This window comes from Arthrobacter sp. E3, from assembly GCF_017353415.1.
Classification (GTDB): Bacteria; Actinomycetota; Actinomycetes; order Actinomycetales; family Micrococcaceae; genus Specibacter.
Window position 1 is genome coordinate 34,672 of the sequence record NZ_JAFMPX010000028.1, and the last position, 14,926, is coordinate 49,597.

Here is a 14,926-nt window from a genome sequence, read left to right on the forward strand (position 1 = left end):
CTAGTGCGGATTTCCGTGCCTGAAAAGAAGGAACCGTCCCATGCAGCGCAGTCCCGAAGAGGCCTTGAAGGCCACTCTTGCCCGTGTCGCACCTGGAACTCCCCTGCGTGACGGGCTGGAACGCATTCTTCGCGGACGCACGGGCGCGCTCATCGTGCTGGGTTCGGACAAAACCATCGAAAGCCTGTGTTCCGGCGGTTTCGAAATCGGCATTGACTTCGCCCCGACGAGCTTGCGCGAACTGGCCAAAATGGACGGCGCCATAGTGTGCGACAAAGACGTTACGAAAATTGTGCGTGCGGCTGTCCAGCTGGTGCCGGACCCCAGCATCGAAACCCAAGAGTCCGGAACCCGTCACCGCACGGCAGAGCGTGTTGCCATCCAAACCGGTGTGCCGGTGGTTTCCGTCAGCCAGTCCATGCAAATCATCGCGTTGTACGTCGACGGCCTGCGGTACGTTTTGGAGGGTTCGGAAAAGGTTCTGGCGCGCGCCAACCAAGCACTGGCTACTCTTGAGCGCTACCGTGCGCGCCTCGACCAGGTCACAAGCTCCCTGTCCGCTCTGGAGATTGAGGCGATGGTCACCATCCGGGATGTGGCCGTGACGTTACAGCGCCATGAGATGGTGCGCAGGATCTCAGAGGAGATCGCCCAGTACGTTCTTGAACTCGGTGTTGACGGACGGTTGTTGTCCCTGCAGCTGGAGGAACTTTCCACCACCCGCGGCTCAGGCGCGGACATGGTCATTCGCGACTACGCAGACCCTGAAACCATCCAGGTTGATGCGGCAGTGGCGGCCTTGCAGGACATCGACCAAGCCAACTTGATTGACTTGAATCTCATTGCCGGGGTTGTCGGCCTGGTCAGTGGCAATGACTCCCTTGAAGCCATGATCCAGCCCCGTGGCTACCGGCTGGTGTCCGGACTGAAGGCGGTTCCCGGCGCAGTTGCCGGCCGTTTGGTGGACCACTTCGGCGGCTTGCAGAACTTGATGGCAGCCACCATCGACGAACTGATGGTGGTCGATGGAATCGGTGAACTCCGTGCACGCAACGTGCGTGAAGGTCTTTCCCGCATTGCCGAAGCCAGCCTGCTTGACCGCTTCTTGTAGTACTGGCTAGTTCAGCGTGAAGGTTACTTTTTCGCTTGACCATTTGCCCATGGTCGCCACCAGAACATAGGTTGCCCCGCCACGCCCCGGCGCGGCTTCGACCTTCGCACATTCTGGGGAACTGCGCTTGACCTGCCACACAAAGTTGGCAGTTTCCGAGGCGCCCGGCTTCAAGTTCTTCACCAGGTCCGTTGAATCCAACTGGCAGTCCCTTGAGTTGAAGATGACATCTGCACCGCTGGTGATCTGATATTGCATCTGACTGGTGCCCACATTGATGTCACAAGGTGCCTGACCCGTGTTGGTCACCCGCAGCGTCAGGATGGGGGATTCATCGGGTCCATACGACGGCTTGTCCGTGGCAGCGCTCACCTTGATCCCCGCCTCATCACACACGGCCGACGGCGGCGTGCCCGGTTTTGCGGGAGGATTGGGCTTGGCCGTACTGCCATTTGCCGCCGGCTCGCTGCCTGGCCCGGCATCAGGGCCGGAGCACACCAGGCCAGCGATGAAGAATCCACCGGCTACCAAACCGCCAATGACAAGCAGCACAAGGACGAGCACCACAAGCCTGCGCCGGCGGTACACTTTCGCTGATACTTTGGGCCGGTGGGCAGCCGCGTCTGCAGCGGCCCCGCTGTGCCCGGAATTCCCTGTTTTACCCACGTAACCAGTTTATCGATGGCAAGTGTTGCCGAAGACCAACCACGCCGCCGCGCATAGGAGCATCTGCTGCGTGAGGCTTACGGCTCGTCCCAAGCACGGGGTGCCATAGAGTTGTACTGCCCTTCCGGCATATTTTTACCGGGCGAGCCCCGGTCAGCTGGCCAATCATTCAGCCAACCAGTCAGACCAGCAGTCAGTCGGACAGTCAGTCAGTCACCACAGTGCTAGGAGTTCGTATGTACCAGCAGATCCAAGCCTGGTTCCTGCGTGAGGCCAGGGACTTGCCTTGGCGTGGCAATTGCTCAGCCTGGGGCATTCTGGTCAGCGAGATCATGCTCCAGCAAACGCCTGTGGTGCGTGTGCAACCTGTCTGGGAGCAATGGCTGCAACGCTGGCCCACCCCGGCCGATTTTGCAACAGCTCCTGCTGCGCAAGTGCTGCGGGCGTGGGGGAGCCTGGGTTATCCGCGTCGGGCGCTGCGTCTGCATGCTGCAGCGCAACGAATCGTCGAACAGCATGGCGGTGCCGTCCCTGACACCACTGAGGAGCTTCTGGCTCTGCCGGGTGTTGGCAGCTACACGGCTGCGGCGGTTGCCGCATTTGCGTTTGGTCGCCGAACAACAGTGGTGGATACGAACATCCGCCGCGTGCACGCCCGCCTTGTCATCGGCCAGGCCCTGCCAGCTCCGGCACTCACTGCTGCGGAAATGGCACTGGCAACGGAACTTCTTCCCCAGGACACGGAAGAATCAGTGTTGTGGAATGCCGCAGTCATGGAACTGGGCGCGCTCGTTTGCACAGCCCGCAGCCCCAAGTGCGACGTTTGCCCAGTTCTGGACAAGTGCGCCTGGATCGCCGCCGGTCAGCCCGAACCCACCTACATCCCCAAGGGACAGCCGTGGGCAGGCACTGACAGGCAGGTCCGCGGCGCCGTCATGGCCGTCCTGCGGGCAGCAAGCACGCCCGTACATGCCGATCTTCTATGGAACACGGCAGCCGTGCAAGCCCAGGCCGGGCTGATAGCCGAGCTGGCGCCCCAACTGGGCAAGCTGCACGAGTTGAACACGCACGCACCCCAGCTTGAACGCGCACTGGCCGGGCTGGTTGCCGACGGACTGGCACAACTTTCCGAAGCCGGCTACCACCTCCCAGCCTGACCCCACCCCCGACGCTCCTGCACTTTCGGGGCATAAAAGGGCGTCGCTCCCGCACTGGGTGCAGGAGCGACGCCCAAAAACGGCCGGAAAGTGCAGGAGCGTCGGTTGGGGTGGGGCGGTGAGTCAGAGTTCGCCGAAGCCTGCCTCGACCTCGGCGCGGACAAGGTCCACGGCCTGCTGGGCGTCCGGGCCGGTGGCTGACACTACCAGTTCCGTGCCCTGTGCCGCACCCAATGTCATGAGCATCATCACCGACTGCCCATCCACCCCATTGATCTCAATGTCCACATCCATGGCGCCAAGCTGGCCCGCCAAGGCCGCAGCAGGGCGGGCATGAAGGCCCATCGGGTTGATCAGCGTGAGCACCGCAGCAACTTTTCCGTCGCTCTCCTCACTACCTGCCACTGGCGCCCCGTCGGCAGCGCCCCTGACCGGGTTCAACGCCGTCTCAGCCGCCTTGCACACCACGTCCAGGCATGCGCCAGACTGTGCAGCCACGGCTGCGGCGACGGCTCCTTCCACCAAGGGCGCGTCGGCCAGCCGCATATTTTCCGGATTGCCCAGAAATTCAAGCGCCGATTCGGCCGTCATGACAGCGGAGCCCAGGTCGGTCAGGACAACGGCGCCGTTTCCAGTATCTGCCAACCCCAGCGCCGTCATGACCTTTTCAAGGGAGGTGCCCAATCCGCCGTCGTCCATGCCGCCAGCGGGAAAGAGTGACACGTCCGGGGCCATCTGCGCGGCCAGCTCAACAACACCGGCGGCCAGTTGGGCGCTGTGGGAGACCACCACCAGGCCGACGCTCACGAGCTTGCCTCCGCTGCCTGGGCGGCAGCCCGCAGAATCATCGCCGAGGACACGGCCCCCGGGTCCCGGTGCCCGATGGCCCGCTCCCCCAAATAACTGGCCCTGCCCTTGTGGGCCACCAGCGGATCCGTGGAAACGGCACCGGCCTCGGCAGCCGTCGCGGCTGCGTCCAGCACAACGGCAGGCCCTGCACCGTCGGCGGCCGCGCTGGCGGCAGCGTCCACGGCGGGGGTCCACGCATCGATCATGGTTTTATCTCCCACTGCGGCTTTCCCGCGGGCCACCACGCCGTCCCGGGCGGCCGCCAGCGCTGTGGCAAGCGTGGCCGAGTCGAGAGAGGCGGCATCACCCACGGCTGTGGCCGCACGCAAATAGGCCGTGCCATAGAGCGGACCCGCAGCCCCGCCAACCTTTGACATCAAGGTCATGGCGGCCAGCTTGAAGGCAGCACCCGGCGTGGCTGGAAGCTCCGCGTCCAGTTTTTCCAAGATGGCGCTAAAGCCGCGGTCAAGGTTTTCCCCATGGTCCGCGTCCCCAATGGCCCGGTCAAGTTCAATCAAGTGCACCCGGTTTTCAGCAACGACGGCGGCGCTCCTGCGCAGCCAGTCGATGGCCCAGGCAGCATCCAATGCGGCATTGTTCGCCATTTACATCCCCCATCGCAGTGCCGGCGTGTTCACTGGCGCATCCCACAGCTCGGTCATTTCATCATCAAGTCGCAGCACGGATATGGAGCAGCCCTGCATTTCAAGGGCCGTGATGTAGTTGCCCACCAGGGAGCGCTCAACCACCAGGCCGGCCGCTTCGAGCGCCTTCGCCGCATGCCGGTACACAATGTACAGTTCACTGGCCGGGGTGCCGCCCATCCCGTTGACGAACAGCAGCACCTTGTCCCCGGAAGCCGGTTTGAGGTCTGCCAGGATGGGCTCCAGGAGCCTGTCCGTGATGCCGTCGGCGTTCTCCATGGGGATCTTGTGCCGGCCCGGCTCCCCGTGGATGCCAATGCCAATCTCAATCTCGTCCTCGGCCAGCTCAAAGCTGGGCACCCCTGCGTGCGGGACGGTGCAGGCGGACAGGGCCACGCCCATGCTGCGCACGTTCGCGTTGACCCGGTTGCCGATGGCAGCAACTGCATCGAGGTTGTCACCGCGTTCTGCGGCAGCCCCGGCGATCTTTTCCACCAGTACGGTGCCGGCCACGCCGCGGCGCCCTGCCGTGTACAGCGAATCTTCCACGGCGACGTCGTCGTTCACCAGGACTGTACGCACCTCCACGCCTTCGGCCTCGGCCATTTCGGCAGCGGTTTCAAAGTTGAGCACGTCCCCGGTGTAGTTCTTCACGATATGCACGACGCCGGCACCTGAGTTCGCTGCGATGGTCGCCGGAATGATCGCGTCGGGGGTTGGCGAGGTAAACACCGGGCCGGGGACTGCGGCGTCGAGCATTCCGTACCCAACGTATCCGGCGTGGAGGGGTTCGTGCCCGCTGCCTCCACCTGACACGAGACCGACTTTCCCCGCGCGAGGGGCGTCTTTACGGATGACAAACAAGGGGTCGGGGTTGACCTTCACATGCGCTGCGTGCGCCAGGCCAAACCCCTCCACCGATTCATCGACAACTTTTTTGGGATCATTGATGAGCTTTTTCATGACGAAACCCTCCGATACACTCAGTGAAATTTCAGGCGTGCGAAAACTCCGCGCCTGTCCTGAACATTACCCGGCAGCCGAGGCCGTTGGTAGGTTTCCGGCTACAGGTTGCAGATCATCCGGGTGTTGCCGAGCGTATTTGGCTTGACCCTGGCCAAGTCAAGGAACTCCGCGATGCCTTCATCAGAGGAACGCAGCAGCTCCGAATAGACGGCTGGATCCACCACGCTTTGATCCGCCATGACGGTGAAGCCATTTCCCAGGAAGAAGTCCACCTCGAACGTCAGGCAGAACACTCGGCTGATCCCCAACATCTGGGCATTTTCCGTCAGCTTTTCCACGAGCGCACGGCCCACCCCTTTGCCGCGCCAGGCTCCGTCCGTGGCCAGCGTCCGGATTTCTGCAAGGTCTTCCCACATGACGTGCAGTGCCCCGCAGCCAACCACCCTCCCGTCCACCTCGGCAATGAGGAACTCCTGGATGGACTCAAAGTAGGTGACGGACTCCTTGGAAATCAAGATTCGCTGTTCGGCCAGCGGGGCAACCAGGTCCTTGATGGCGTGGACGTCTGAGGTGCGGGCAGGGCGGAGGACAACGGACGGGGCAGAAGTATGAACAGTCACCGTTTCAGTCTATGACGCTTGCTACGTCATTTCCGTCATTCATCGCACGCACAAACCGCCTCATCTTCCAGCCGCCGTGCACCATCGAAACGGGCCGAGGCGCCGGGGCCTCATGGAAGTGCTGGCCAGCTGGCCAAGAAGATGCGCCGTTTTCGGTGATGACGGTGACACCCTGCGCGCTGGCCGAAAAGATACGCCAGTGTCGCCAGTTGGCCCCTTCACTGATGAAATCATGCCGCATTGCCACTTCCGCGACACGGCTAAGGGCGCACAACCCGCAGGTTGTGCGCCCTTAGCCGTACTGTGCGCCCGAGTTTCGCTGCTGCACCGCTGTGGCGCAGCCCCGCCTTATGCGGAAGCGGTGATGGCCTCAGGTACCTTTGGCTTGGCCTCGCCCACGAACGTGAACGTGGCTTCGTCGCCTTCGCCTTCAACATCGACCGTGATCATGTCCCCGTCCTTGAGTTCACCAAAAAGGATCTTCTCGGAGAGGTGGTCCTCGATCTCGCGCTGGATGGTGCGGCGCAACGGCCTGGCACCCATCGCGGGATCGTAGCCCTTGGTGGCGAGGAGAACCTTCGCTGCGGGTGAGAGCTCAATGCCCATGCCCTTGTCAGCGAGGCGGGTCTCCAAGCGCGCAACCATCAGGTCAACGATCTCGATGATCTCATCCTGGGTGAGCTGCGGGAACACCACCACGTCATCAACACGGTTCAAGAATTCGGGGCGGAAGTGCTGCTTGAGCTCTTCGGTGACCCGTGCCCGCATCCGGTTGTAGCCGGTTTGGGTGTCCGCACCGGACTGGAAGCCGGTGGCGATCGCCTTGGAGATGTCCCGCGTGCCCAGGTTGGTGGTCATGATGATGATGGTGTTCTTGAAGTCCACCACACGGCCCTGGCTGTCGGTCAGACGGCCGTCTTCCAAGATCTGCAACAAGGAGTTGAACAGGTCTGCGTGCGCCTTTTCAACCTCATCGAACAAAACCACGGAGAACGGGCGACGGCGGACCTTCTCGGTCAGCTGCCCGCCCTCTTCGTAGCCAACATAGCCGGGAGGCGCACCAAACAGACGTGAAACGGTGTGCTTCTCCGAGTACTCGGACATGTCAAGGGTGATCAGCGCATCTTCATCGCCGAACAAGAACTCGGCAAGTGCCTTGGCCAGCTCGGTCTTGCCAACGCCTGTGGGGCCGGCAAAAATGAACGAGCCACCGGGACGCTTGGGATCTTTCAGCCCTGAACGGGTGCGGCGGATGGCCTTCGAGATCGACTTGATGGCCTCATTCTGGCCAATCACGCGTCGGTGGATCTCATCTTCCATCTTCAGCAGTCGCGTGGACTCGGCCTCGGTCAGCTTGAAGACAGGGATGCCGGTGGAGTTCGCCAGTACCTCGGCGATGAGCTCCTCATCCACCTCGGAGATTTCATCCAGGCCGCCAGTCTTCCACTGGCGCTCCTTCTCGGCCCGCGAAGCAATGAGCTTTTGCTCGTCGTCACGCAGGGACGCGGCACCCTCGAAGTCCTGGGCGTCAATGGCGTCTTCCTTGCGCTTTTTCACTGCCGCAATTTCACCGTCCATGGCCTTGAGCTCCGGCGGGGCCGTCATGCGGCGGATGCGCAGGCGCGCACCGGCCTCATCGATCAAGTCAATCGCCTTGTCCGGCAGGAACCGGTCAGAGATATACCGATCCGCCAGCGTTGCCGCAGCAGCCAGCGCACCATCGGTGATGGAAACACGGTGGTGCGCCTCGTAACGGTCACGCAGACCCTTGAGGATCTGAACCGTCTCCGCCACGGAGGGCTCCGGAACCTGGATGGGCTGGAAACGGCGTTCCAGTGCAGCATCCTTCTCAATGTGCTTGCGGTACTCGTCCAGTGTGGTGGCACCGATGGTCTGCAGCTCACCGCGGGCCAACATCGGCTTCAGGATGGACGCAGCATCAATGGCACCTTCGGCGGCACCCGCACCAACGAGGGTGTGGATCTCGTCGATGAACAAAATAATGTCACCACGGGTACGGATTTCCTTCAGCACCTTTTTCAAGCGCTCTTCGAAGTCACCTCGGTACCGTGAACCGGCCACAAGCGATCCCAGGTCAAGAGTGTAGAGCTGCTTGTCCTTGATGGTTTCGGGCACGTCACCGCGCACAATTGCCTGCGCCAACCCTTCAACGACAGCGGTCTTGCCGACACCGGGCTCACCAATAAGAACAGGGTTATTCTTGGTGCGGCGGGAGAGGATCTGCATGACGCGTTCCATCTCATGCTCGCGCCCAATGACGGGGTCAAGCTTGTTCTCACGCGCAGCTTGGGTCAGGTTCCGACCAAACTGGTCCAGCACCACAGACCCGGCAGGGGTGCCTTCCTGCTGCTGTCCTCCGCTGGCAACCGGCTCCTTGCCCTGGTAGCCGGAGAGCAGCTGGATGACCTGCTGGCGCACACGGCCCAGGTCAGCTCCGAGCTTCACCAGCACCTGCGCGGCAACACCTTCGCCTTCACGGATCAGCCCGAGCAGGATGTGCTCAGTGCCAATGTAGTTGTGGCCCAGTTGCAGCGCCTCACGCAGGGAAAGTTCCAGAACTTTCTTGGCGCGCGGGGTGAACGGGATGTGCCCGCTGGGTGCCTGCTGCCCCTGCCCAATGATCTCCTGGACCTGTTCACGGACACCGTCCAGCGAAATGTTCAAGGACTCCAGTGCCTTGGCGGCAACGCCTTCACCCTCGTGGATGAGGCCGAGCAGGATGTGCTCTGTGCCAATGTAATTGTGGTTGAGCATGCGGGCCTCTTCTTGGGCCAGCACAACAACACGTCGGGCTCGGTCGGTAAATCGCTCAAACATTTCGCCACACTCCTTTTACTGCGTACTTTGATGCTACGCAGTGCCGGCCAGTCGTGGGGGCTTGTTCGCCACAGGGGAAATAGCAATACCTCGCCACCTTGTGCTTCCACGGCATTAAAGTACGACGGCGGGACCTCCGTTGCGTGGAAGTCCCGCCGTAGCGCCGGGCTGCTCAGGCCCTAGGAATTACTGGGTTTTACCCCTGTGCTGCGTAGTAAGCGTCGCGGATCTCGGCCTGAATACGGCCCCGTTCGTGCACTTCGTAGCCATTTTCACGGGCCCAGGCACGGATTTGCGCAACATCGCTACCGCCCTTCGGTGTGGCTGGCCCGCGGCCGCGAACAGCCCTGCCACCAGCACGGCGGCCCGCACCAACATATTTACTTAAGGACTCACGCAGTGCGTGCGCATTCTCTGCGGAGAGATCAATCTCGTAATTGATGCCATCAAGCCCAAAGATGACGTTCTCATCCGCCGGGCTCTGATCAATATCGTCAACGAGCGTGACGTGAATTTTCTGTGCCATGGGTGCTAATCGCCTCACATTCATTTGATGAATACAACACATCAAATTATGGTTCGAAAATGCATTCACGTCAAAGAAAGATTCATTTTCTCCTAATTAAGCCCCGTGCTCGCCATTCGATTCAGCATCATGTTCGGCCTGCGCCAACGCGTCACGCTCTGACCTGTCAGCATTAAATATTGCTTTCATAGCGAAGTAGAAAAGGGCTCCAACACCTATGGAAGGCAATATAACCGCAATATATTCCATAACCTTGCCGCTCCTACTCGGGTTTCATCAAGGGAAAGAGAATGGCTTCACGGATACCCACACCCGTGAAAAGCATGACGAGGCGGTCAACACCCAGCCCCAGTCCGCCCATGGGTGGGGCGCCGTATTCCAGGGCTCGCAGGAAGTCCTCATCCAATTGCATGGCTTCAGGATCCCCGGCCGCTGCCGCCATGGACTGTTGGGTGAGACGATCACGCTGGATGACCGGGTCGATCAGCTCAGAAAATGCCGTGCCGGTTTCCCGGCCGTCAATAACCAGGTCCCAGGCTTCGATCAAATTCGGCTTGTCCCGGTGTGGGCGTGCCAGCGGCTGGGCCGATGGCGGATAATCACAAACAAACGTGGGTTGGATAAGTGTTGGTTCCACTATTTCACCGAATAGTTCGGTGACGAGCTTTTCTGCATCCCATGCCGGGTCAATTCCAACCTCATGCTTGAGCGCAATGTCACGCAATTGGTGAGCCGTGGTGTCAGGAGTAATTTCAACGCCCACGGCATCGGAAAGGCCCTTGTACACAGGCAGCCAAGGCCATTCCCCGTCGAGGTTGATTTCACCTCGGGCAGTTTCAATGACGCGTGAACCGGTGGCATCAGCTGCGGCAAGAATAATACGCTGCATGGTCTTTGCCATCGTGAACTGGTCGCCGTATGCCTCATAGGCTTCCAACATGGTGAATTCCGGGCTGTGTGTTGAATCAACGCCCTCATTACGGAAAATACGGCCCAGTTCAAAGACTTTGTCCAGCCCGCCGACCACAGCGCGCTTGAGGTAGAGCTCAATGGCGATGCGCAGCGTCATCGGCTGGTCGAACGCGTTCAGGTGTGTGTGGAACGGGCGTGCCGAGGCGCCGCCGTGAACCAGCTGCAGGATGGGTGTTTCCAGCTCAATGTAATCTTCGCCGTGCAAGGTGTCCCTGATGGCTTTCACGATCGCGGACCGGGTCTTGACCTGTTCACGGGCTCCTTCGCGGACAATCAAGTCCACGTAGCGTTGGCGCACGCGTGTTTCCTCGGAGAGTTCCGCGTGCAGCACAGGCAGCGGGCGCAGCGCCTTGGCGGCCATGGACCACTGCGTTGCCATGATGGAGAGCTCGCCAGTGCGGGAGCTGATCACCTCACCCTTGATAAAAACATGGTCGCCCAAGTCAACGAGGGCTTTCCAGTCAGCCAAGGGCTCTTCGCCAACATTGGCCAGTGAGAGCATGATCTGCAGGCGCGTGCCAGCCCCGGATTGCATCGTGGCAAAGCACAGCTTGCCCTTGTTGCGTACAAACACCACACGGCCGCTGACGCCAACAATATCGCCTGTGGCGGTGTCGGCTTCCAGCTCCGGGTACTTGGCCCTGATTTCTTCCAGCGTGTGTGTCCGCGCCACACCCACCGGGTAGGCCTGTTCGCCTCGTTCAAGCAATTTGGCACGCTTGTCCAAGCGGACGAGCATTTGCTCCGAGGCGTCACTGGTTTCAGGGGTCAGGGTATTTTCTGCGCTCACGAGATACTAGCTTAGAGGGTGAATCTGAGTGAACCCTCCGTGCCGTGAACCACGCGTACAAAAATGCCATACGCGGCCTTCGTGACGATTACGAATACTCGAGCCCTAGACGTAAGTCTGTTCCCGGTGCCACACTGGCTGTCACGACAGCCCCGGCACCCTGTCCGGGAGCGGCCCTCGAAGACGTGGAGAAAAATTGAACCCGTTCCCAGCCTCACAACCCGACGGCCCAGGTCCCCACCATGGCGCTGAAGCTCGCAAGATCATCCTGGACTGCGACCCTGGCCATGACGACGCCGTCGCACTTCTGTTGGCGCACGGCAATCCGAACATCGAGCTGCTGGCCGTAACCACCGTGGTGGGCAACCAGACACTTGAAAAGGTCACCCGGAACGCCTTGGTTGTGGCAACGATCGCTGGTATCACCGGGGTCCCGTTTGCCGCGGGCTGCGACCGTCCGCTCGTGCGGAGCATCGAAAATGCGCCGGACATCCACGGAGAATCCGGCATGGACGGCCCGGAACAGCCCGAGCCGACCACCACGCTGGACCCACGCCACGCCGTCGACCTCATCATTGACACCATCATGGCGCACGAACCCGGCTCCGTGACCTTGGTGCCGACAGCAGGGCTGACCAACATTGCCATGGCCGCCCGCAAGGAGCCGCGCATCGTGGAGCGAGTGCGCGAAGTTGTCCTCATGGGTGGCGGCTACCACGTGGGCAACTGGAGCCCGGTGGCGGAATTCAACATCAAAATTGATCCCGAGGCAGCGCACATCGTGTTCAACGCCGGCTGGGAGGTTGTCATGGTCGGTCTTGATTTGACCCATCAGGCACTGGCCACCCCGGAGGTCGTCGCCGCCATCGAAGCCGTGGGGACGAAGCCGGCCAAGTTTGTCATGGAGCTCATGGAGTTCTTCACCAAGACGTACAAGGACGCCCAGGGCTTTGACTACCCGCCGGTCCACGACCCCTGCGCCGTCGCATATGTGATTGACCCAACCGTCATGACCACCCAAAAGGTCCCGGTGGACATCGAACTCACCGGCACCCTGACCCTTGGCATGACGGTGGCAGACTTCCGTGCCGCCCCACCGGCGGACTGCCACACGTCGGTGGCCGTGAAGCTCGACCACGAGAAGTTCTGGAACCTCGTCACCGACGCGCTGGTGCGGATCGGCGAGGTGGACCCGTGAGCAAGATCGGGACAAACACGACGTCGAAGGCGGCGAGCGTCACAGCGCTGATGACGGCCCTGCTGACCGCCTGCATCGCTTTCCAGCTCAATGCTTCCATGCTCAGCCCCGCCCTTGTCATCATGGGCGAGGAACTCAAAACCGATCAGGCCATGATCGGCTTGTCGCAGACATGGTTCTTCACGGCTGCGGCCCTGTTCTCGCTGTTCCTGCCCCGGCTCAGCGATATTATCGGACGCAAAAAAGTGCTCGTGGGCATGATGCTCCTGATGGCTGCAGGCTCCGTCATCTCCGCCATCGCCCCCGATGTTTCCTGGCTGTTCGTGGGACGCATCATCCAGGGTGTCAGCGGACCCACCGTACCGCTGGCCTTGATCATGCTGCGCTCTGAAGTCAGCGACGCAAAGAAATACGGCGTGCTGATGGGCCTGCTCACGGCGGTCAATGGCGGCATCGCCGGAATCGACTCATTTGTGGGCGGCTTCATGGCCCAAAATTACGGTTTCCGGAGCATCTTCTGGCTCATGGTGGTCCTTGGTGTCATCGCCGCACTTCTCGTTGTCTTCCTGGCTCGTGAATCCAAGCCCAGTGCCGGAACGCAAATGGACTGGTGGGGCGTGCTGTTCATCGTTGTGGCCGTCGGTGCGCTGCTGACGGCGCTCAACGAGGCCACCGCACTGCTAGGGGCATTCTCCGCCGACACGCTGATGATCACTATCGCGCTGGCCGTGCTCGCCGCCGTCGCGTTCGTCTTGTTCTGGAAGACACAGCAGCGCTCCAAGCATCCCATGGTGGAAATCAGGCACCTGCGCCAGCGCGCCACCTGGGCCACGCTGCTGACCACAACCTTGGCCATGACCGGCATCTTCGCCGTCATCAACGGGATCGTGCCGGCATTTGTGCAGGCCGCGGACCCCGGGTTCGGCCTGGGCGCCACGCAAATGGCGCTGCTGATTTTGACACCATATGCGCTGCTCGGCTGGCTGTTCGGACCCTTCAGCGGGCGGCTGGCACCCGTGTTCGGCTACACACGCGTGCTGCGGATCGGCCTGGCCGGATCCATTGTGGCTTTGGCGGTAATAGGATTCTTCGGCCTGCACAGCCTGCCGCTGATGATCACCGGTGCCGTACTGTTGGGCATCATGTACGCCGGAACTGTTAACATCATGCTCAATGGCCTGGGCGTGGTCCACTCCCCCGAAGGCAACCCGGGCTTCCTGCCGGGCATGAACGCCGGAGCCTTCAACCTCGGCGCCGGGTTGAGCTTCCTGGTGCTGCCTGCCATTCTGGTGGCCACCACGTCCTCGGGTGTGGTCGCGTCCTACACCACGGTGGTGGTCGTGGCATTGGTAGTGACCGCACTGGCCCTGCTGGCCTCAACTCTTATCCCCAAGCCGGTCAGCGCAGAGGTGACAGCATGAGCAGCCAAAAAACACCGGGGACACCACGGCGGATTGTGGTGGCGGGCTCACTCAACGCCGATCTGACCATCTACTGCGAGCGTCTGCCTCTGCCTGGGGAGACGCTCCACGGCAGCGGATTTGCCGTCAACCCGGGTGGTAAGAGCGCAAACCAAGCCGTAGCAGCTGGCAGGTTGGACGGGAACGTCACGCTGATCGGTGCAGTAGGCAATGACCCCAACGGCGACATGCTGCTTGCCTCCACCGCCGGTGCCGGCGTGGACGTCAGCCATGTCCGCCGCGTCGAGGAGCCAACGGGCGTAGCGGTCATTTCGGTGGAGGACAGCGGCGAGAACAGCATCATCATCTCCGCCGGCGCCAACGGCACCCTGACCGCCAACGCCATTGACCCTGCCTTGTTTGAAGGTGCCGGCGTCGTCTGCCTGTGCTTGGAAGTGCCTGCGGAGACTGTCCTTGCTGCAGCGCAGGCCGGGCACGACGCCGGTGCAACAGTTCTGCTGAACCTCTCCCCTTACGCCCCGATCACGGACAAACTGGCACGCCTGACAGGCGTGCTGCTCGTCAACTCCCACGAAGCCTCACAGTTTCTTGGCGGGCTGGCCATGCCACCCTCCGACGCACCTGCCTCCGATTGGTTGGCTGCGGTGGAACAATTTGCTGGCCGCGGCCTGGCCAAGGTACTGGTAACGCTGGGTCCTGCCGGCTCAATGGTGCTGGATTCGACCAACGCTGATGAGCCGGCGGTGTGGATCGCTCCCACAAAGGTGAACGCCGTGGACACAACAGGTGCCGGGGACGCGTTCACCGGTTCGATCGCAGCACGCCTGGCCGCTGGCGACTCCTTGGTGGAGGCTGCCCGCTATGCGTCCGTGGCGGCAGCACTGGCCACTACCAAAAAGGGAACCCAAGCCGCCTACCCTTCGGCTGTAGACGTGGCCGCGCTCCTGTAATTCCGGCACCAAGCCTGCCAAGGCCCCAACCACATCTTGGCCGAGGCCTATAGTGTCTGCCGTGGCGCACCATTAGGAGCCGTTGGTGCGCGGCCCTCTACGTCAGGCTGGTTGTGAGTCATTCGTGTCTTTTGATTAAAGGAGCCAGCCATGTCATCAATTACGAAGGGTTATACAAGGGATGAGATTCGTGGGTTGGTCCATGAATATTATTTGCA

General features: G+C 61.4%; 13 protein-coding genes. 5 read left to right on the top strand and 8 right to left on the bottom strand.

Going from position 1 to position 14,926, the window contains the following annotated elements:
- Nucleotides 1–40: 40 nt before the first annotated feature.
- A complete protein-coding gene (gene disA, locus JMA46_RS12290) occupies nt 41–1,111 on the top strand; it encodes a DNA integrity scanning diadenylate cyclase DisA (protein ID WP_207345636.1) in 1,071 nt (356 codons plus the stop codon).
- A gap of 6 nt (nt 1,112–1,117) precedes the next feature.
- Here the strand turns inward: disA and JMA46_RS12295 are convergent, their stop codons facing one another.
- A complete protein-coding gene (locus JMA46_RS12295) occupies nt 1,118–1,777 on the bottom strand; it encodes a hypothetical protein (protein ID WP_207345637.1) in 660 nt (219 codons plus the stop codon).
- Nucleotides 1,778–2,013: 236 nt separating this feature from the next.
- Between JMA46_RS12295 and JMA46_RS12300 the strand changes: the two genes are divergently transcribed.
- A complete protein-coding gene (locus JMA46_RS12300) occupies nt 2,014–2,934 on the top strand; it encodes an A/G-specific adenine glycosylase (RefSeq protein WP_207345638.1) in 921 nt (306 codons plus the stop codon).
- 123 nt (nt 2,935–3,057) lie between these two features.
- Here JMA46_RS12300 and dhaM read toward each other — a convergent pair whose 3' ends face one another.
- The 7 genes from dhaM to lysS all read right to left on the bottom strand — a co-directional run bounded on the left by dhaM (nt 3,058) and on the right by lysS (nt 11,088).
- Nucleotides 3,058–3,741 (bottom strand): dihydroxyacetone kinase phosphoryl donor subunit DhaM, encoded by a 684-nt coding sequence (gene dhaM / locus JMA46_RS12305; RefSeq protein ID WP_207345639.1) that lies wholly within the window; start codon nt 3,739–3,741, stop codon nt 3,058–3,060.
- Entirely contained in the window at nt 3,738–4,388 is a 651-nt protein-coding gene (gene dhaL, locus JMA46_RS12310; RefSeq protein WP_207345640.1) for a dihydroxyacetone kinase subunit DhaL, read from the bottom strand. The genes dhaM and dhaL overlap by 4 nt, the downstream gene beginning before the upstream one ends.
- Nucleotides 4,389–5,390 (bottom strand): dihydroxyacetone kinase subunit DhaK, encoded by a 1,002-nt coding sequence (gene dhaK, locus JMA46_RS12315; RefSeq protein WP_207345641.1) that lies wholly within the window; start codon nt 5,388–5,390, stop codon nt 4,389–4,391.
- A gap of 101 nt (nt 5,391–5,491) precedes the next feature.
- Nucleotides 5,492–6,013 (bottom strand): amino-acid N-acetyltransferase, encoded by a 522-nt coding sequence (locus JMA46_RS12320; RefSeq protein ID WP_207345642.1) that lies wholly within the window; start codon nt 6,011–6,013, stop codon nt 5,492–5,494.
- Nucleotides 6,014–6,361: 348 nt separating this feature from the next.
- Nucleotides 6,362–8,851 (bottom strand): ATP-dependent Clp protease ATP-binding subunit, encoded by a 2,490-nt coding sequence (locus tag JMA46_RS12325; protein WP_207345643.1) that lies wholly within the window; start codon nt 8,849–8,851, stop codon nt 6,362–6,364.
- A gap of 196 nt (nt 8,852–9,047) precedes the next feature.
- Complete coding sequence (locus tag JMA46_RS12330; protein ID WP_207345644.1) at nt 9,048–9,377, bottom strand: Lsr2 family protein; 330 nt, start codon at nt 9,375–9,377, stop codon at nt 9,048–9,050.
- A 262-nt stretch (nt 9,378–9,639) separates the two neighbouring features.
- Nucleotides 9,640–11,088, bottom strand: coding sequence for a lysine--tRNA ligase (lysS, locus tag JMA46_RS12335; RefSeq protein WP_207345649.1), 1,449 nt, complete (start codon nt 11,086–11,088; stop codon nt 9,640–9,642).
- A 247-nt stretch (nt 11,089–11,335) separates the two neighbouring features.
- Here lysS and JMA46_RS12340 point away from each other — a divergent pair, with 247 nt between their 5' ends.
- The 3 genes from JMA46_RS12340 to JMA46_RS12350 are packed head-to-tail and all read left to right on the top strand — an operon-like array spanning nt 11,336 to nt 14,708.
- Nucleotides 11,336–12,337 (top strand): nucleoside hydrolase, encoded by a 1,002-nt coding sequence (locus tag JMA46_RS12340; RefSeq protein ID WP_207345645.1) that lies wholly within the window; start codon nt 11,336–11,338, stop codon nt 12,335–12,337.
- A 5-nt stretch (nt 12,338–12,342) separates the two neighbouring features.
- A complete protein-coding gene (locus JMA46_RS12345; protein WP_348770152.1) occupies nt 12,343–13,758 on the top strand; it encodes an MFS transporter in 1,416 nt (471 codons plus the stop codon).
- Nucleotides 13,755–14,708, top strand: coding sequence for a ribokinase (locus tag JMA46_RS12350; RefSeq protein WP_207345646.1), 954 nt, complete (start codon nt 13,755–13,757; stop codon nt 14,706–14,708). Before JMA46_RS12345 ends, JMA46_RS12350 begins: the two co-directional genes overlap by 4 nt.
- Nucleotides 14,709–14,926: the final 218 nt, after the last annotated feature.

Bases quoted from the DNA above. Each gene is read 5' to 3' on its own strand.
- JMA46_RS12330 (WP_207345644.1), bottom strand. From the start codon at position 9,377: ATGGCACAGAAAATTCACGTCACGCTCGTTGACGATATTGATCAGAGC.
- lysS (WP_207345649.1), bottom strand. From the start codon at position 11,088: ATGCTCGTCCGCTTGGACAAGCGTGCCAAATTGCTTGAACGAGGCGAA.
- disA (WP_207345636.1), top strand. From the start codon at position 41: ATGCAGCGCAGTCCCGAAGAGGCCTTGAAGGCCACTCTTGCCCGTGTC.
- JMA46_RS12300 (WP_207345638.1), top strand. From the start codon at position 2,014: ATGTACCAGCAGATCCAAGCCTGGTTCCTGCGTGAGGCCAGGGACTTG.
- JMA46_RS12325 (WP_207345643.1), bottom strand. From the start codon at position 8,851: ATGTTTGAGCGATTTACCGACCGAGCCCGACGTGTTGTTGTGCTGGCC.
- JMA46_RS12350 (WP_207345646.1), top strand. From the start codon at position 13,755: ATGAGCAGCCAAAAAACACCGGGGACACCACGGCGGATTGTGGTGGCG.
- dhaL (WP_207345640.1), bottom strand. From the start codon at position 4,388: ATGGCGAACAATGCCGCATTGGATGCTGCCTGGGCCATCGACTGGCTG.
- dhaK (WP_207345641.1), bottom strand. From the start codon at position 5,390: ATGAAAAAGCTCATCAATGATCCCAAAAAAGTTGTCGATGAATCGGTG.